The following is an 18211-nucleotide window of genomic DNA, read 5'->3' on the forward strand; positions in this document are numbered from 1 at the left end:
AATTCTGACCGGGCCGCGTTAAGACAGTGTCCGGGCGGCCGCGGGCGACGTTTCTGCCCGAAGGACTGATGTGCAGGGTTCCAGGGCGTATGGCTGAGAAGAAGACGACAGGCGAAGGGCCGATCCGGCTGGCGGAGCGGCGGGTGTTCTCCGACCGCTTCAAGCCGCTCTATGCGGAAGGCATGGGGCTGGTTGAGGAGGCGGCGACCTATCTCGATGGGGACGGCCGCAAGGCTGCAAAGGGCCTGTCGCGGGTGGCGGCGACGCTTTACGCCGCCGAATCCATGCGCCTGACGACGCGGTTGATGCAGATCGCTTCATGGCTGCTGCTGCAGCGGGCGGCCAATTCGGGCGAGATGTCGCGCGACCAGGTGGCGGCGGAAAAGACCAAGGTCAAGCTGGATACCGGTTCGGCGGACGAGAGCGCGCCGGGCTGGAACGAACTGCCGGACACGTTCCGCGACCTCGTGCGCCGGTCGTTGCGCCTGCAGGGCCATGTGCGGCTCATGGACACCGAGATCTACGGTGGCGGCCAGGTGCCGCGCGGACCCGACGGCAACCCTGTCTCGGCGCAGATCGACCTTCTGAAGACGGCTTTTGGCGGACGCTGACGGCGTTCAGCCGTTCCAGAGCGGCAGTGCCGTGATGACAGCGAACAGGATGACCGCAAAGGCAAGGCGGCGATAGGTTGCCGCGGAGGCGAGCGGAAACAGGGCGCGGCCGGCGATAATGCCCGCCAGATAGACCGGCGCGCCGGCCAGTCCCAGAAGGAACCGTTCGCCGGTGACCATGCCGCCCAGGACGACATTGGCCAGCGTTGCGATCTCCAGCAGGAGGAGCAAGGCCATGAGGTTCGCGCGGATCACGCCCTGCGGTTCCGGCGATGCCATCCAGTAGAGCACGGGCGGCGGTCCGGGTATGCCGGCGATGCCGCCCAGAAAACCGGACACGGCCCCCACGCCAGCCGACAGAAGCGGCGGGCGCGGGCCAAGATAGCGCCAGCCGGAGGCCAGCGCGGCGAGGCCGGCCAGCACGGACAGGCAGATGACCCAGCGCAGGACCAGCGGATCGCCCATGCGAAGGACGGCAAGGCCGGCGGGAAGAAGCAGGATCGCCCCGGCGGCCAGCGGCAGGACTTCACGCCAGCGGGCATATTTGAGAACCGGCAGGGCGGCGGGAAGCTGCGGAAGACTGTCGACGATGGCGACCACCACGACCGCCGTCACGGGATCATGGGTGGCAGCCAGCACCGGGATGGCGACCATGCCGGTGCCGAAACCGGAAAAGCCGCGCACGAGGCCGGCCAGCAGAAGCGTCACGAGTACGGCGGCAAGGGTGACATCAAGGGCTGGTAGGGGCATGGGCGTTCGGGTCCTCGGCACGGCTGCCTGCCATAATGCAAACCGGCCGGGCGTGCACGGGTTTTGCACACCTGCCGGCCATTGAGCGCGGCGCCATGCGTGCTGTGCATATGTTTCTGATTTGTTCACTTTTCACTGGCAAGCCTTGGTGGAATGGAACAAGGTGGCGTGCATGGGACAGGCGATTCGTATCATCGGCATCGATCCGGGCTTGCGCAACATGGGCTGGGGCGTGATCGAGACCCTCGGCAATTCGCTGAAATTCGTGGCCTCCGGGACCGTGCGCTCGGACGGCAAGGCGGACCTTGCCAGCCGGCTTTGCCAGTTGCATGACGGTTTGGCCGACGTGCTGCATTGCCATCGGCCCGACGAGGCCGCTGTGGAAGTGACCTTCGTCAACAAGGACGCGACAGCCACGCTGAAACTCGGCCAGGCGCGCGGCATCGCCATGCTGGTTCCGGCCCGCGCCGGGCTGGCGGTGGCCGAATATGCGCCGAACGCGGTCAAGAAATCGGTGATCGGCGTCGGCCACGGCGACAAGAAGCAGATCCAGATGATGCTCAAGGTGCTGATGCCGCGCGCCGCCTTTGAAAGCGACGACGCGGCGGATGCGCTGGCGATTGCCATATGCCACGCGCACAACCGGGTGGGCGAGGCGCAGCGGCGCGCGCTGCTGAGGGCGGTGTGAGATGATCGGCAAGTTGAAGGGCACGGTGGACGAGATCGGCGAGGATCATGCCGTGATCGACGTGCATGGCGTCGGCTATGTGGCCTTCTGCCCGGCGCGCACGCTGGCAAACCTGAATGCCGGCGAGGCGGCCGTCCTGTTCATCGAGACCTATGTGCGCGAGGACATGATCCGGCTCTACGGTTTTGCCTCCGCGCTGGAACGCGAATGGTTCCGCCTTCTGCAAAGCGTGCAGGGCGTGGGCGCCAAGGTGGCGCTGGCGGTGCTCTCCACACTGACGCCATCGGAACTGGCCAATGCCATCGCCCTCAAGGATATCGCCATGGTGTCGCGGGCGCCGGGCGTGGGCAAGAAGGTGGCCGAGCGCATCGTCATCGAACTGAAGGCCAAGGCGCCGGCATTTGCCGGCGAGGCGGCGGCCTCCATCGGCATGAAGCAGGCGATCGGCGAGGGCGTGGCCTCCGCGCCGGTCGCCGATGCCGTGTCGGCGCTCACCAATCTGGGCTATTCGCGCGACCAGGCGGCCAATGCGGTGGCGGCGGCGCTCAAGAGCGCGGGCGATGACGCGGATTCGGCCAAGCTCATCCGGCTCGGGCTGAAGGAACTGGCGCGGTGAGGCAGCAGCTTGCGCTGATGGCGCGTCAATGCGAATGAAACGTCATGACCGAAGCTGACCGCCTCATCTCCGCCGGCAAGCGCGGGGAGGACATCGACGCCACGCTGCGCCCGCAAACGCTGGACGATTTCACCGGCCAGGCGGCGGCGCGCGCCAACCTGAAGATCTTTATCGAGGCAGCCAAGGCGCGCGGCGAGGCGCTGGACCATGTGCTCTTCGTCGGCCCGCCGGGGCTGGGCAAGACGACGCTGGCGCAGATCATGGCCAAGGAACTGGGCGTGAATTTCCGCTCGACCTCCGGCCCGGTCATTGCCAAGGCGGGCGACCTGGCGGCGCTGCTCACCAACCTGGAAGAGGGCGACGTCCTCTTCATCGACGAGATCCACCGGCTCAATCCCGCCGTTGAGGAGATCCTCTATCCGGCGATGGAGGATTTCCAGCTCGACCTCATCATCGGCGAGGGGCCGGCGGCGCGCTCGGTGAAAATCGACCTGGCGAAATTCACGCTGGTCGCCGCCACGACGCGGCTGGGCCTGCTCACCAACCCGCTGCGCGACCGCTTCGGCATCCCGGTGCGGCTGAATTTCTACACGGTGGAGGAACTGGAGCAGATCGTACGGCGCGGGGCGCGGATCATGGGCCTGCCAATGGGGCCGGACGGAGCGACGGAAATCGCCCGGCGCTCGCGCGGCACGCCGCGCATCGCGGGGCGGCTCTTGCGCCGGGTGCGCGACTTCGCCGAAGTGGCGCGGGCCGAAAGCGTGACCCGGACGATCGCCGACGAGGCGCTGACCCGGCTGGAAGTGGACGCCATGGGGCTGGACCAGCTCGACCGGCGCTATCTCAATCTCATCGCGCGCAATTTCGGTGGCGGGCCGGTGGGGATCGAGACCATCGCGGCCGCGCTTTCGGAACCCCGCGACGCCATCGAGGACATTATCGAGCCCTATCTCATCCAGCAGGGCTTCATCCAGCGCACGCCGCGCGGGCGTGTCCTGACCGGCAATGCCTGGGCCCATCTCGGCCTGGCCGTGCCGAAGGACCTGGCGGCCACCCAGGCAAACCTGTTTCAGGACGAGTAGGGCCCGCACTTCGCGCCACGTCTCATGAAGGGGGCAAGCGGCGCACCACGTCGCGCACATCCGGTTCGGCGGCGCGGCCCTCGAATTCCTCGAAGACGCCAAAAGCGCCGCCATGGCCCCACATGGACCAGGCGAAGCCGTGGTCTTCGGCAAGGCCGATCATGTCGCGGTAATAGGCCGCGCGCCATTGCGGATCGGTGCGGAAGTCATGGCCGTATTCCTGGCGGATCATGCCGAATTCGCCAAGCAGGATATCGCCGGGATCAATGCCGTGGGTTCTGGCCCAGACGGCCACGGTTTCGAAGGGTTCTGCCATGACGGCACGCAGCTTTTCGGGCGTGCCGATCTTCTCCAGTTCCTCCTCGACGAAGGCGATGATGCCGGAGCGGCGCAGCAAGGGCGCCTCGGCGCGCACCCTGGCGCGGATGGCGGTGAGCGCCTCCTGCGTCCCGGCTTCGTTCTCACCATACGGCGGATAAGGCAGGCCGGTGGCGTATGGGCTGACATCGCCGGTCCAGCCCGCGCCCTGGTGGGTCAGGATGAAGGGCGCGTAGGAGTGGAAGGACCAGATCAGGTTGCCGCCCCGGAACTCGGCGGGATCGAGCGCGGCAAGGCCTTCTGCGCTGCCCCAGCAGGCGCCCGACAGGATGAGTGTCGTATCCAGGGCGGAGGCGCGCGCGGCGGCGAAAAGGCGTTTCAGCTTGTCTGTCCATGCCGCCGCCTCGGCGCCCTCGCAGCCTGTCACCGGTTCGTTCATCAGTTCCAGCGCCACGCGATGCGGGTCGAATTCCCCGGCGAGGCGGGCCATGCGGCGCACGAGATCGACATAGGCATCGAACAGCACGGCGTCCTCCAGCACTTCCACGGTGCCGATGGCGCGGTTCGGACCGGCCGGAATGGCGTGAAGGTCGAGGATCGCCTTGAGGCCGGATGCGACGGCCAGTTCGACCGACTCCCGCACCGATTCCAACAAGTCGTCCCGCAGGGCCGATGTTTCCGGCGAAAGGAAGACGGAGGGATCGACGGGAATGCGCACCATGTCGAAGCCGGAGGCGCGGATGTCCGCCAACTCTTCCGGTCCGATGAAGCTGCGCCATTCGGGAAAGGGCAGGATGGTTTCGCGTTCGCTCCAGCGGCTTTCGTCCGGCCAGGTGATCCAGAGGTCCAGCGAAATGCCGCGTCCGGCCTTGAAGGTTGCCGCGCCGGCCATGCCCGTCAGGGCAAGAGTGAAGGCAAGGGCTGCGGCAAGGGTCTTGATCGCGGCTGTCATCAATGCCATCCGGGTTCCGTGTGCCGCGCACAATGCGGCATGGCAGTGGTGACGGGCAAGCGATGCGAGGCGGCAATGACGGGACATGGTAAACCGGCGGATGGCCTTGCCGCGCCCCTGGCCGGCATTGTCGAAGATGGCGTCCACAGGCTGCTGGCACGGGTCTATTATGCCGACACCGATTTCTCGGGTGTCGTCTATCATGCCCGCTACCTGGAATTCCTGGAGCGCGGGCGCTCCGATTTCCTGCGTCTGGCCGGCGTGCACCACACGGACCTGGCGGAGGGGAGCCTGGGGGAAAAGATCGTCTGGGTGGTCAGGCGCATGGAGATCGACTTCCGCCAGCCTGCGCGCATCGACGACGTGCTGGAGATCGAAACCCGTACGGAATCGATATCGGGCGCGCGCATCTTCATGGCGCAGCGCATCCTGCGCGGGCCGGATGTGCTGATCACGGCGCGGGTGGAGGCGGCGATCATGTCGCAAGCGGGCCGGCCGCGCCGCTTCCCGCAGGAATGGAAATCCATCTTCCTGCCGGGTGCCTGAGCGACCCCTGGCGTCTTCGCGCCCGCAAGTCCTAACCGATCGTTAACCATAACCGGCCATGGTGCATGGCAGGCGCGGTGCGATCCGCCCGCGCCATCGTTTGACCACGATTTGCCCGGAAAAGGCCCGCAATGGCATGCTTTTGATTAAAAGCGCCCCGAATTCCGGATAGCCTCGAAACATCAGGCCGGGACACCCCGATAGCGGCGATGGGTGCGCCCGGCGGCCAAGGGAACGATACCGAAATGGAACAAATGGCTCTCGCGGCACCCCATGCGGACGTCTCCATCTGGGGCCTGTTCATGCAGGCGGGCTGGGTGGTGAAACTGGTCATGATCGGGCTGCTCGTCGCCTCGGTCTGGACCTGGGCGATCATCGTGGACAAGATGATCGCGTTCTCGCGCATGCGCCTGGCGCTGAACCGCTTCGAAGAGATCTTCTGGTCCGGCCAGTCGCTGGAAGAGCTTTACAAGACCCTGTCGGAACGCAAGACCACGGGCATGGGCGCCATTTTCGTGGCCGCGATGCGCGAATGGAAGAAGAGCTTCGAGAAGGGCGCGCGCTCGCCCATGGCGCTGCAGACGCGGATCGACAAGGCCATGGACCTGGCGCTGGGCCGCGAGATGGAACGGCTGGAAAGCCGGCTCGGCTTCCTGGCAACCGTCGGCTCGGCCGGTCCGTTCATCGGCCTGTTCGGCACTGTCGTCGGCATCATGACCTCGTTCCAGGCCATTGCGGGTTCCAAATCCACCAACCTCGCGGTTGTCGCGCCGGGCATCGCGGAAGCATTGCTGGCGACCGCCATGGGCCTGCTGGCGGCCATTCCAGCCGTCGTCGCCTACAACAAGCTGACATCGGACGCCGGCAAGCTGGGCACCCGGATGGAAGGCTTTGCCGACGAGTTTTCCGCGATCCTGTCGCGGCAGATCGACGAGCGCAGCCATGTGCGCGCGCAGGCCGCCGAATAGCGGCCGGACAGGGAGACGCCTTCATGGGCATTAGCATGGGAAGCATGGGCGCTTCATCGCGTGGCCACAGGCGGCGGGGCCGCAGGCACGGCATGATGTCGGAAATCAACGTCACGCCCTTCGTGGACGTGATGCTGGTGCTGCTCATCATCTTCATGGTGGCCGCGCCGCTGCTGACGACCGGCGTGCCGGTGGACCTGCCGGAAACCGATGCGGCACCGATGAACTCGGAAAACCAGCCGCTCGTCGTCTCCGTCGACGGCCAGGGCCGCATCTTCATCCAGGAAGAGGAAATCGGCTTCGAGAACCTGGTCGCCAAGCTGCAGGCGATCCGCTCCACCGGGTCGGACGCGCGCATCTTCGTGCGCGGCGACAAGGCCATCGACTACGGGACCGTGATGCGCGTGATGGCGCGCATCCAGGCCGGCGGCTTTTCCAATGTCGGCCTCGTCACACTCCAGGAGGACAATGGCTGAGCGATGAAGGCCGGGCTTTCCACCTCGCTGATCCTGCACGCCGGACTGCTCGCCTTCGGGCTGGTCAGCCTTGGCGCGCCCGAACCCTTCGAGGTTCTGGAGGACAGCATCCCGGTCTCCACGATCACCGAGACGGAACTGGCGCAACTGGTGCAGGGCGACAAGAAGGCGCCGGTTGCCGAAACGCCCGCACCCAAGCCGACAACCCGGCCGGACACGGTGCCCGATGCCGTGAACACGGGCGACAACAGCGCCGATCTCGACAACGCACCCACGCCGGACCCGCGTCCGCGCGAGATCGAGGCGTCGGCGGCGCCGAAGGCCGAACCCGATCCGGCGCCCGTGCCCGCGCCGACGCCCGATCCCCAGCCGCAGCCGCAGGCGCGCCCGGAACCCGTGCCGGCGACCGAACTGGCATCGCAACCGGCGCCGCGCCAGGAGGTCCGGCCCGACCCGGTGAAGGAAGCGGTCGAGGAAGCGCCGAAGGAAAGCGAGACGGCGTTGAAACTGCCCGAGACCGCGCCGAGGCCGACACCGCGCCCGACGCCGCCGGCACAGACCGCCAAGGCGCCGGACCGCAAGGATTCCGACAAGCCGGCTGAAAAGCCCAAGCCGGCCACGCAAACGAGCGAACTGGCCTCGCTGGATGACGAGGTGAAGGCGCTGATCAACCAGGAAAAGGCATCCGGCGGCGGCCAGAAGAAGCAGACCGAACCGGCGGCGGCGGGCAATGACCGCACCAATGCGCCGAAGCTGACGCGCGCGGAGATGGACGTGCTGCGCGAGCAACTCGGCGGCTGCTGGTCCATCGACGCCGGCATTTCCGACCCCGACAAGCTGAAGGTTTCGGTCCGGTTCAACCTCGACGAAAACGGCAGGCTGGACGGGATGCCCGAAATCCTGCGCTCGTCCGGCAATGCGCAGTTCGACCGCACCGCGGTGCGCGCCATCCAGAAATGCGACATGCGCGGCCTGGCCGTTCCGCCCGGAAAATACGAGACATGGCGCGAGGTCATCGTCAATTTCGATCCGGCCGACATGTTCTATTGACGGCCGCAGCCCATTCCCAGCCGGCAGGTGCGGTCCGGCGCAATCAGAAAGACGAGAGGACTCCATGAACTCCTTTGTCAAAGCCGCGTTCATCGCCATGGCGTCGCTGGCGGCCAGCATCGGCCTCGGCGCGCTTCCGGCACGCGCGCTCGTGGAGATCGACGTGAACCGCGGCGTCGTCGAGCCGTTGCCGATCGCCGTGACGGACTTCCTGTCGGGCGGCGATCTCGGCGTCCAGATCACCGAAGTGATCACGGCGAACCTGAAGCGGTCCGGACTGTTCAAGCCGGTGGACAAGGCGGCCTTCATCGAGAAGGTGAGCAATCCGGATGTCGCGCCGCGTTTCGAGGACTGGAAGGTGGTCAACGCGCAGGCGCTGGTGACGGGCCGCGTCACGCGTGAACCCGACGGTCGGCTGCGGGCGGAATTCCGCCTGTGGGACACCTTTGCCGGCCAGCAGATCACCGGTGAGCAGTTCTTCACGACCGAGAGCAACTGGCGCCGTGTCGCCCACATCATCTCCGACGCGATCTACAAGGCGCTGACCGGGGAATCCGGCTATTTCGACACGCGCGTCGTCTTCGTGGACGAATCGGGGCCGAAGAACGCGCGCCAGAAGCGGCTTGCCATCATGGACCAGGACGGCGCGAACCTGCGCTACCTGACGCGTGGCGAGGATCTGGTGCTGACGCCGCGTTTCTCGCCCAACCGGCAGGAAATCACCTACATGTCCTATGCCGGCGGGCAGCCTCGCGTCTATCTCCTGCAGATCGAGACCGGGCAGCGCGAACTGGTGGGCGACTTCCCCGGCATGACCTTCGCGCCGCGCTTCTCACCCGACGGACAGAAGGTGATCATGACGCTGGGCCGCGACGACGGCAACGCCAACATCTATGCCATGGACCTGCGGTCGCGGACGACACAGCGCCTCACCGCCTCCAATGCCATCGATACGTCGCCGTCCTATTCCCCGGCCGGCGACCGCATCGTCTTCACCTCCGACCGGGCCGGCCGCGCGCAGATTTACGTCATGGGCGCCGACGGTTCGTCGCCGCAGCGCATCTCTTTCGGGGATGGCGCCTATTCGACGCCGGTCTGGTCGCCGCGCGGCGACCTGATCGCCTTCACGAAGCAGTCCGGCGGGAATTTCTCCATCGGCGTGATGCGTCCGGACGGGTCCGGCGAACGCATTCTGACCACCGGCTTCCTCAACGAGGGACCGACCTGGGCGCCCAATGGCCGCTACCTCATGTTCTTCCGCGAACAGCCGGGCGGCGGCGGTCCGAAGCTGTTCACCATCGACCTGACCGGGCGAAACGAACAGCCGGTGCCGACACCGAACTTCGCGTCCGACCCGGCCTGGTCGCCGCTGCTCGACTGATGCGGGCCGTTGAAAAAGGCGGAAAGGCGCCGCGTTTCCGCCGCAATCGCCACTAGGGTTCGCCGGAGTTTTCCGGGAGTGGAAGCAAGAAAGCATTAACCCAATCCCTTGACGGGGCCTTAACCCACACGTGGTTATTGAAACGTCAACACACCGGATCCAATCTGAAGGACATCCGCCATGCGTCGTCTCGCCACGCTCTCCCGCAATCCGGCCATGATCGCGCTCGTCGCAGGTCTGGCGCTGGCCGGCTGCGCCTCCAAGAAGACCATCCCCAACACCGCCGCGGACATCGGGCTGGGCGCGAATGCCGCCACGCCGGGTTCGACGCAGGACTTCACGGTGAATGTCGGCGACCGGATCTTCTTCGATACCGATTCGTCGGCCATCCGTGCGGACGCGCAGCAGACCCTGGCCCGCCAGGCGCAGTGGCTCAACCAGTACGGTTCCTACCAGATCACCATCGAGGGCCATGCCGACGAGCGCGGCACCCGCGAATACAACCTTGCACTGGGCGCGCGCCGCGCGGCGGCGACACGCGACTTCCTGGTCGCCCGCGGCGTGGCCGGCAACCGCATCAAGACCATTTCCTACGGCAAGGAGCGTCCGGTCGCCGTTTGCGACGACATTTCCTGCTGGTCGCAGAACCGGCGCGCGGTCACCGTGCTCAACGGCGCGGGCAGCTGACCCCTCGCTTCACCGGGTCCATGTGAAGGCAGACGGCTCCGCAGGCAGCGGAGCCGTTTTCCGTTTGCCCGGACGAAACAAAATTTGGCCGAAGTCGGCGGCCTTGATATGAAGAAACAGCCTGCCGGGAGTGGCAGGCGCAGGCAACAGAAACGGGGATGGACATGCGTTTGAAGACCGCACTCCTCGCCTTGATGCTGGCCGTCTTCCCGCTTTCGGGAACGATGGCGCAAACCTACGATCCGCGGGTCACCCAACTCGAGGAACAGGTGCGGCAGCTCAATGGCAGGATCGAGGAGCTGAATTTCCAGCTTCTCCAGATGCAGGAAGCGCTGCGCAAGGCGCAGGAAGACAACGAGTTCCGGCTGCAGCAGCTGGAGGAAAAGCGTTCCGAAGCCGGGACGGAACAGGATGCGGGCACGCGAACGGCCGAAACGCCGGAGCAGCCCATGGACATGACGGACGGGTCAGACCCGTCCGTCGCCGAGGCTCCGGGTTCGGGCGATGCGGTCGACTGGTCGAATGCCGGGTCGAGTGCGACGCTCGGGGCTCCGCCGCGCACGCTCGGCACGCTGAGCGTGGACGAAAAGGGCGAAACGGCGGACGGCGGGACGGATGACGCATCCGTGGCGGCGGTGCCGCAAGCCGACAGCCCGGAAGGGCTCTACAGCGACTCCTACCAGTTCGTGCTGGCCGGCGATTACAAGGCGGCGGAAACGGGATTTGCCACCTATGTCGAACGCTATCCGGACGGCGACCGCATTGCCGACGCGAAGTTCTGGCTTGGCGAGTCGCTGATCGGGCAGGAGCGCTACGCGGAAGCCGCCGAGGTCTTCCTGGACGCGACCAAGGCGCATCCCGCCTCGGGCAAGGCGCCCGACATGATGCTCAAGCTCGGCGTATCGCTCGCCGCCATGAAAAAGACCGATATCGCCTGCGCCACCTATGGCGCGATCGCGAAGAAATATCCGGGCATCTCCTCGGCCATGAAGGAACGCATCGCCCAGGAACAGGCTCTTGCCGGCTGCTGACGCCCCAGACCGGTGCGCCGGTCCGCATGACATCCTTCACTCCATCGATTTCAGGCTGCCGGACGGTCACGGGCCGGTGGCGCTCGCGGTGTCCGGCGGCGGCGATTCCATGGCGCTGCTCACGCTGGCAGCCAAGGCCGCGGCCGGCGATCGCTGCCGGATTGTCGTACTGACCGTCGATCACGGCTTGCGTCCGGACGCGCGCGGCGAGGCCGAGGCGGTCGCCGGCCACTGCGCAGCGCTGGGGATCGCCCATCGCGTGCTGCGCTGGACTGGCGACAAGCCTGTGCGCGGCCTGATGGCGGCGGCAAGGCAGGCGCGCTACAATCTGCTGGCCGAGGCCGCGGAGCAGGACGGCTGCGGCATGGTGCTGACCGGCCACACGCTGGACGACCAGGTCGAAACGCTGGCCATGCGCGCCGCCCGCGGAAACGGGCCGGGCCTGGCTGGCATCGCGCCGGCGACCCTGCATGAAGGGCGAACCTGGTTTGCCCGGCCGCTGCTCGGCCTGCGCCGCGCGGATCTTCGTGGCCTGTTGCGCGAACAGGGTGTGGCCTGGGCCGAGGATCCATCCAACGGCGACGACCGGTTCGAGCGGCCGCGCTGGCGGTCCATGCTTGCCGGGGAAACACAGGACAGGGTCACACGGCTGCTCGCGCGGGCCGGCACGGAGGCGCAACTCAGGCACAGTCGGGCGGCGGCGGCGGCGGCGGTCATCGCCGATATCCGGGCCTTCGATCCGGGCGGCTGGCCGCGCGGCCTCGCCTTCCTGGCTGGCGGCAACGCCGCGCCCGAGATCGTCGCTGAGGCCGCCCTGCAGGCATCGCGGCTGCTCGGCCGGCAGGCTTACGGACCGGGGCCGGGCGCCCGCGCGGCCGTCGCGGCGCTGCTGGCCGGGCCGGGCGGCAAGGCCTTCACGGCAGGCGGCGCGGTCTTCCGGCGCATGGCCGGCCGGCTCGCCGTTTGCCCCGATCCGCGCGGGCCGGAACGGCGGCCGGGCCTGCCGCCGCTCATCCCCGGTTTCGACTATCCGGCGTTCGCTGCACTGGCCCGCCGGCTGGAGCTCGATATCGCCCCGGAACCCGGATTCGCCGTGGCGGGCCTGCGGACCGTGTAACCATATGCGTCATTTGGTCTCCGGAACGGCCATCTTATCCGCAAGCGTGCTTGGCAATGCCCCGGCGCGAACCTATGTTAGGTCCAGCCAATCCGTTTTGAATCCGCGCGGGCGCCCGCGCCGTCAGGAAGCACCATGAATCCGAATTATCGAAACCTAGTGCTTTGGGGAATCATCGCGGTTCTCCTCATCGCCCTGTTCAATCTCTTCCAGACGCCACAGCAGCGCAGCGCGGCGCGCGAGATTCCCTATTCGCAATTCATCCAGGAAGTGGATTCCGGGCGGGTGAAATCGGTGACGATTTCCGGCGAGCGGATCACCGGCACCTATGGCGACAACGGTTCGGGTTTCCAGACCTATGCGCCGAAGGACAACAATCTCGTTCCGCGGCTTGAAGAGCGGAACATCACCATCAATGCGCGGCCCGAGAGCGAGTCGTCGGGATCGCTGACAAGCGCGATCCTGTCCTGGCTGCCGATGATCATCATACTCGGCGTGTGGATCTTCTTCATGCGGCAGATGCAGTCCGGTTCCGGACGCGCGATGGGCTTCGGCAAGTCGAAGGCGAAGCTGCTCACCGAGGCGCATGGCCGGGTGACCTTCGCTGACGTGGCAGGCGTGGACGAGGCCAAGGCGGACCTGGAGGAGATCGTGGAATTCCTGCGCGATCCGCAGAAGTTCCAGCGGCTCGGCGGGCGCATCCCCAAGGGTGTGCTGCTGGTCGGACCGCCCGGAACGGGCAAGACGCTGCTCGCCCGCTCCGTGGCAGGCGAGGCCAACGTTCCCTTCTTCACCATTTCGGGTTCGGACTTCGTGGAAATGTTCGTCGGCGTCGGCGCCAGCCGCGTGCGCGACATGTTCGAGCAGGCCAAGAAGAACTCGCCCTGCATCATCTTCATCGACGAAATCGACGCGGTCGGCCGGCATCGCGGCGCGGGGCTGGGCGGCGGCAATGACGAGCGCGAGCAGACGCTGAACCAGTTGCTGGTCGAGATGGACGGCTTCGAGGCAAACGAATCGATCATCCTGATCGCGGCGACCAACCGTCCCGACGTGCTCGACCCGGCGCTCCTGCGGCCGGGCCGTTTCGACCGCCAGGTCGTGGTGCCCAATCCCGATCTCGTCGGGCGCGAGAAGATTCTCAAGGTGCATGTGCGCAACGTGCCGCTGGCACCCAATGTCGACCTGAAGACGATTGCGCGGGGCACGCCGGGCTTCTCCGGCGCGGACCTGATGAACCTTGTCAACGAGGCGGCCCTGATGGCGGCGCGGCGCAACAAGCGCCTTGTCACCATGCAGGAATTCGAGGACGCCAAGGACAAGGTAATGATGGGCGCGGAGCGCCGGTCCACCGCCATGACGCAGGCCGAGAAGGAACTGACGGCCTATCACGAGGCCGGTCATGCCATCGTGGCCATGAACGTTCCGTCGTCGGACCCGGTGCACAAGGCGACGATCATCCCGCGCGGGCGCGCGCTCGGCATGGTCATGCAGCTGCCCGAGGGCGACCGTTATTCCATGAGCTACAAGTACATGATCTCGCGGCTGGCCATCATGATGGGCGGACGCGTGGCGGAAGAGCTCAAGTTCGGCAAGGAGAACATCACCTCCGGCGCGTCCTCCGACATCGAGCAGGCCACGAAGCTGGCGCGCGCGATGGTCACGCAGTGGGGCTTTTCCGACAAGCTCGGCCAGGTGGCCTATGGCGAGAACCAGCAGGAAGTCTTTCTCGGCCATTCGGTGGCGCAGCAGAAGAACATTTCCGAGGCCACGGCCCAGATCATCGACAACGAAGTGCGCCGCCTCGTCGACGAGGCCTATGCCTCGGCAACCGACATCCTGACGACGCGGAAGCAAGACTGGATCACGCTCGCCGAGGGGCTGCTCGAATACGAGACGCTGTCGGGTGAGGAAATCAAGCAGCTTCTTGCGGGCGGCAAGCCCTCACGGGACATGGGCGACGACACGCCGCCCTCGCGCGGCTCTGCCGTGCCCAAGGCAGGCGGTTCGCGCAAGAAGAAGGGCGGGGACGAGCCCGAGGCCGGGCTGGAGCCGCAGCCCCAGGGCTGATCCCGCCGGCAGCGCGAAAACAGGACGGACCGCCGCGTGCATTGCGCGGCGGTTTTTTCATGCCCGGTCGCGAAGGGCCCGGCGCATGCGTTTGCATTTGCTTAACCACAGGGAAAGGCATGGATTTCAGGAAAGCATTTCGTAACAGGGAAAAACATAATTTGATGACGGAGTGTGTGTGATCTATGGCAAAACAGCCGGGTTCAGGGGGTTACGGGACCAATCATGACTCGAAACTATTTCGGTACCGACGGCATTCGCGGCCGCGCCAACAGCAATCCCATGACACCGGATATCGCCATGAAGGTGGGCATGGCAGCAGGCCTGTCCTTCCATCGCGGCAATCACCGTCACCGGGTCGTCATCGGCAAGGATACCCGCATTTCCGGCTACATGCTTGAAAACGCCCTTGTGGCGGGCTTCTGTGCCGCCGGCATGGACGTCTTCCTGCTCGGGCCGATCCCGACGCCGGCGGTGGCCATGCTCGTGCGTTCGCTGCGCGCCGATCTCGGCGTCATGCTCTCGGCCTCGCACAATCCCTATTACGACAATGGCATCAAGCTGTTCGGTCCGGACGGCTACAAGCTCTCCGACGAGATCGAGATGCGCATCGAGGCCATGCTGGATGTCGACCTGTCGATGCGGCTGGCCGACGGCGACAGCCTGGGCAAGGCCAAGCGTATCGACGGCGTTCACGACCGCTATATCGAATTCGCCAAGCGGACCCTGCCGCGCTCGCTTTCGCTTTCGGGCATGCGGGTGGTGGTCGATTGCGCCAATGGCGCGGCCTACAAGGTAGCGCCGGCCGCCCTGTGGGAACTGGGCGCGGAGGTCGTGACGATCAACAACGAGCCCAACGGCACCAATATCAACCATGAATGCGGCTCGACGCATCCCGAAGCGCTGATGCGCAAGGTTCACGAGGTGCGCGCCGATATCGGCATCGCGCTGGATGGCGACGCGGACCGCGTGCTCATGGTCAACGAGCGCGGCGAGGTGATCGACGGCGACCAGATCATGGCGCTGATCGCGGAAAGCTGGCTGGAAAGCGGCCGCCTGCGCGGCGGCGGCGTTGTGGCGACGGTCATGTCCAATCTCGGCATGGAACGGTTCCTGGCCGACAAGGGGCTGGAACTGCACCGCACCAAGGTGGGCGACCGCTATGTCGTGGAGCACATGCGCGCGCACGGGTTCAATGTCGGCGGCGAGCAGTCCGGCCACGTCGTCCTGTCGGATTTCACCACCACCGGCGACGGCCTGGTCTGCGCGCTGCAGGTCCTGGCCTGCATCAAGCGCGCAGAGAGGCCGGCCAGCGAGGTCTGCTCCAAGTTCGAGCCGGTGCCGCAGGTGCTCAAGAACGTACGCTATGGCAGTGCCAAGCCGCTGGAGAACGCGCTTGTCCAGAAGGCGATCGATGCCGGGCGGGAGAAGCTGGGCAAGAGCGGCCGTCTGGTGATCCGGCCGTCCGGCACCGAGCCGCTGATCCGGGTGATGGCGGAAGGCGACAACCGCACCCTGGTCGAGAGCGTGGTCGACGAAATCGCCGGCGTCATCGCGCAATTGCGCAGCGCCGCCTGACGCAGCGGCGCGGCGCGCCGGCGCCGGAATATCCTTCCTGACAAAAGGCCCGTCATGCATGGCGCATGGCGGGCCTTTTTCGTGCGTTTCGTGCGGATGCCGTGCGGAACATGGTTAAGTTTCACGCTTAAGCGGCCCTTAACCTTTCCACCTCATTATCCTTAACCGGAATCCATGCCCGACCGGAACGCGTCTCGAGGCGGTCGGCAAGACAAGAGGTCATATCCAATGTTGAAGCTTCGCTCTGGCGCCTTCCTTGCCGCTGTTGCGGGCCTGACGGCCGGTTCCGCCCAGGCAGCGGACCTGTACCAGCCCGAGGTGGTCCTGCCGCCCGCCGAACCCGCCTATGTCGAACCGGCGCCGGAAGTCGGCGTGAGCTGGTATATCCGCGGCGATGTCGGTTACAGCATCAACGACCTGCGCGGCGTCCACTTCATGCAGGGCACCGGAACGCCGGGCGTCACCGGCGCCCGCTTCACGACAGCCGTGCTCGACAATTCCTGGCTCGTAGGCGGCGGCGTCGGCGTCAACATTTCCCGGCACCTGCGCGCCGACCTGACATTCGACTACCTGACGGAGAGCAAGTTCCGCGGTTCGACCACGGGCGACTGCTCCATCGGCGGCACGTATGGCAATCCCTGCAACTCGGTGGATTCGGCCAGCATGAGCGCCTTCGTCGTCCTTGCCAACGCCTATGTGGACATCGGCACATGGCACGGGATCACCGCCTATGCCGGCGCCGGCATCGGTGGCGCGCATGTGAAATGGAGCCGCCTGGCCAACGTGATCGGCCCCGGCTACGACCAGTCGGGCACGACCTTCCACCGCGGCTCGACAACGACACGTTTCGCGTATGCGCTGACCGCGGGCGCATCCTACTGCCTGACCGACAGCCTCGAACTGGACGCAAGCTACCGCTATACCCGCGTCTCGGGCGGCTACATGTTCAACTACGCCAACAATGGCGGTCCGGGCTGGGATCGCGGCCTGAACTCGCATGCGGTGCGCGCAGGCCTGCGCTATTCCTTCGGCGGAGCGGGCGGTTCGCCGCGCTGCGCTCCGGCACCGCAGGTCGTCGAGTATCAGCCCGAGCCGCTGCCGCCGGTCTACAAGTAACCGGCCAGACGGTTTCAAGCATTGCAGCGCCCGGACCGCACGGTCCGGGCGCTTTGCTTTTGCGCGACGGGAAAACCGGCGGCGCGGTCCGGATGACAATTCCGATCATGCTTAACCGCAACTTAACCATCATGGTTAATGCTGTCAGACAAGAAAACCGAAGCCGCCGTTTGGGGAGCGGCACGGAAAAGCCGGAGTATCCGTCATGAACATACGTTTCCTGCTTCAGCACACAGCGGCATTGGCGCTTGCCACGGGCGTTTCCGCCGCCCAGGCGGCGGATTACGAGCCGACGATCATTCCGGCCGAAACGGTCGCCGTGGAGGAATACCAGCCGGTGGAAATCGGATCGGGCTGGTATATCCGCGGCGATGTCGGCTATTCGGTCTCTTCGTCGGGAAGCGTCTCGCCCTACCGCACCTTTGCGGGCGGCGTCTATGGAACCCATGCCTGGGACAGCGCGCGCATCGAGAGCGACTGGACCTTTTCGGCCGGCTTCGGCTACCACTTCAACGACTGGCTGCGGGCCGACCTGACCGGCGAGCGGTTCAAGGGCCGGTTCGACGGCACGACCAGCGATCCTTTCGCCTGCGGCAATCCGCTCGACCCGACGACCACCTGCGCCTCGCGCGACACGGCGGATTTCACCGCCTATTCGGTCATGGCCAATGCCTATGTCGATCTGGGCACCGTGGTCGGCATCACGCCCTATGTCGGGGCGGGCGCCGGCGTGACATGGATGCGCTGGGGCAACCTGACAAATACCAGCTTCTGCGTCGACGGAACGGCGCTCTGCGGCGGCGCGGGCGCGACCACGACAACGCATACCGGCATGGACTCCACCCGCTTCACCTGGGCACTGATGGCGGGCGCAAGCTACGATATCTCGCCGAACCTCAAGCTCGACCTCGGCTACCGCTATCGCAAGGTGGAGGGCGGCGCGATGTTCGAATTCGACGCCGCCTCGCAGGGCGCCGGCGCGACCGGAGCCCAGGGCAGCGACCGGGGGCTTTCCAGCCACGCCATCAATGTCGGCCTGCGCTACGAACTCTGGTAAGCGAAACCTGCCGGAAAACGGTCCTCGCAACGGCGGTCCCCACGGGCCGCCGTTTTCGCTTTGCGACACAATGGCGCATTCGCGACAGCAAATGGCGCGCTGCAACAATTCCGCTTG

General features: G+C 66.2%; 18 protein-coding genes. 16 read left to right on the forward strand and 2 right to left on the reverse strand.

What is annotated here, in order from left to right:
• Positions 1-89: 89 nt before the first annotated feature.
• Positions 90-611 (forward strand): protease adaptor protein RcdA, encoded by a 522-nt coding sequence (gene rcdA, locus ACLB6G_RS04225; RefSeq protein ID WP_410354855.1) that lies wholly within the window; start codon positions 90-92, stop codon positions 609-611.
• 6 nt (positions 612-617) lie between these two features.
• On the opposite strand, the gene ACLB6G_RS04230 is transcribed toward rcdA, so the two are convergent.
• Positions 618-1361 (reverse strand): TSUP family transporter, encoded by a 744-nt coding sequence (locus tag ACLB6G_RS04230; protein WP_410354856.1) that lies wholly within the window; start codon positions 1359-1361, stop codon positions 618-620.
• A gap of 172 nt (positions 1362-1533) precedes the next feature.
• Between ACLB6G_RS04230 and ruvC the strand changes: the two genes are divergently transcribed.
• The 3 genes from ruvC to ruvB are packed head-to-tail and all read left to right on the forward strand — an operon-like array spanning position 1534 to position 3747.
• Positions 1534-2049 (forward strand): crossover junction endodeoxyribonuclease RuvC, encoded by a 516-nt coding sequence (gene ruvC / locus ACLB6G_RS04235; RefSeq protein WP_410354857.1) that lies wholly within the window; start codon positions 1534-1536, stop codon positions 2047-2049.
• Between the two features lies 1 nt (position 2050).
• Positions 2051-2665, forward strand: coding sequence for a Holliday junction branch migration protein RuvA (ruvA, locus tag ACLB6G_RS04240; RefSeq protein WP_410354858.1), 615 nt, complete (start codon positions 2051-2053; stop codon positions 2663-2665).
• Positions 2666-2709: 44 nt separating this feature from the next.
• The gene (ruvB, locus tag ACLB6G_RS04245; protein WP_410354859.1) at positions 2710-3747 is read left to right on the forward strand and encodes a Holliday junction branch migration DNA helicase RuvB; all 1038 of its coding nucleotides are present in this window, start codon (positions 2710-2712) and stop codon (positions 3745-3747) included.
• Positions 3748-3769: 22 nt separating this feature from the next.
• On the opposite strand, the gene ACLB6G_RS04250 is transcribed toward ruvB, so the two are convergent.
• Positions 3770-5026, reverse strand: coding sequence for a glycoside hydrolase family 5 protein (locus ACLB6G_RS04250; protein WP_410354860.1), 1257 nt, complete (start codon positions 5024-5026; stop codon positions 3770-3772).
• 66 nt (positions 5027-5092) lie between these two features.
• On the opposite strand from ACLB6G_RS04250, the gene ybgC reads away from it, so the two are divergent.
• The 12 genes from ybgC to ACLB6G_RS04310 all read left to right on the forward strand — a co-directional run bounded on the left by ybgC (position 5093) and on the right by ACLB6G_RS04310 (position 18094).
• The gene (gene ybgC, locus ACLB6G_RS04255; RefSeq protein ID WP_410355165.1) at positions 5093-5563 is read left to right on the forward strand and encodes a tol-pal system-associated acyl-CoA thioesterase; all 471 of its coding nucleotides are present in this window, start codon (positions 5093-5095) and stop codon (positions 5561-5563) included.
• 245 nt (positions 5564-5808) lie between these two features.
• Positions 5809-6531 carry a protein TolQ gene (tolQ, locus tag ACLB6G_RS04260; RefSeq protein ID WP_410354861.1) on the forward strand — a complete coding sequence of 241 codons (723 nt, stop codon included), beginning with the start codon at positions 5809-5811 and terminating at the stop codon, positions 6529-6531.
• A 23-nt stretch (positions 6532-6554) separates the two neighbouring features.
• Entirely contained in the window at positions 6555-7007 is a 453-nt protein-coding gene (gene tolR, locus ACLB6G_RS04265; protein ID WP_410354862.1) for a protein TolR, read from the forward strand.
• A gap of 3 nt (positions 7008-7010) precedes the next feature.
• Positions 7011-8057, forward strand: coding sequence for a TonB family protein (locus ACLB6G_RS04270; protein ID WP_410354863.1), 1047 nt, complete (start codon positions 7011-7013; stop codon positions 8055-8057).
• A gap of 97 nt (positions 8058-8154) precedes the next feature.
• The gene (gene tolB / locus ACLB6G_RS04275; RefSeq protein ID WP_410355166.1) at positions 8155-9438 is read left to right on the forward strand and encodes a Tol-Pal system beta propeller repeat protein TolB; all 1284 of its coding nucleotides are present in this window, start codon (positions 8155-8157) and stop codon (positions 9436-9438) included.
• A 180-nt stretch (positions 9439-9618) separates the two neighbouring features.
• Positions 9619-10125: a peptidoglycan-associated lipoprotein Pal gene (pal, locus tag ACLB6G_RS04280; protein WP_410354864.1), complete on the forward strand. Its 507-nt coding sequence runs from the start codon at positions 9619-9621 to the stop codon at positions 10123-10125.
• A gap of 164 nt (positions 10126-10289) precedes the next feature.
• Positions 10290-11156 carry a tol-pal system protein YbgF gene (gene ybgF / locus ACLB6G_RS04285; protein ID WP_410354865.1) on the forward strand — a complete coding sequence of 289 codons (867 nt, stop codon included), beginning with the start codon at positions 10290-10292 and terminating at the stop codon, positions 11154-11156.
• Positions 11143-12273, forward strand: a complete 1131-nt coding sequence (gene tilS / locus ACLB6G_RS04290) for a tRNA lysidine(34) synthetase TilS (protein ID WP_410354866.1) — start codon at positions 11143-11145, stop codon at positions 12271-12273. Before ybgF ends, tilS begins: the two co-directional genes overlap by 14 nt.
• Positions 12274-12408: 135 nt before the next feature.
• The gene (gene ftsH / locus ACLB6G_RS04295) at positions 12409-14343 is read left to right on the forward strand and encodes an ATP-dependent zinc metalloprotease FtsH (protein WP_410354867.1); all 1935 of its coding nucleotides are present in this window, start codon (positions 12409-12411) and stop codon (positions 14341-14343) included.
• 225 nt (positions 14344-14568) lie between these two features.
• Positions 14569-15921 carry a phosphoglucosamine mutase gene (glmM, locus tag ACLB6G_RS04300; RefSeq protein ID WP_410354869.1) on the forward strand — a complete coding sequence of 451 codons (1353 nt, stop codon included), beginning with the start codon at positions 14569-14571 and terminating at the stop codon, positions 15919-15921.
• Between the two features lie 228 nt (positions 15922-16149).
• Positions 16150-17037 (forward strand): outer membrane protein, encoded by an 888-nt coding sequence (locus ACLB6G_RS04305; protein ID WP_410354870.1) that lies wholly within the window; start codon positions 16150-16152, stop codon positions 17035-17037.
• 205 nt (positions 17038-17242) lie between these two features.
• Positions 17243-18094 (forward strand): outer membrane protein, encoded by an 852-nt coding sequence (locus tag ACLB6G_RS04310; RefSeq protein WP_410354871.1) that lies wholly within the window; start codon positions 17243-17245, stop codon positions 18092-18094.
• The last annotated feature ends 117 nt before the right edge of the window (positions 18095-18211 follow it).

This window comes from Zhengella sedimenti (genome assembly GCF_046506625.1).
GTDB classification, from domain to species: domain Bacteria; phylum Pseudomonadota; class Alphaproteobacteria; order Rhizobiales; family Rhizobiaceae; genus Zhengella; species Zhengella sedimenti.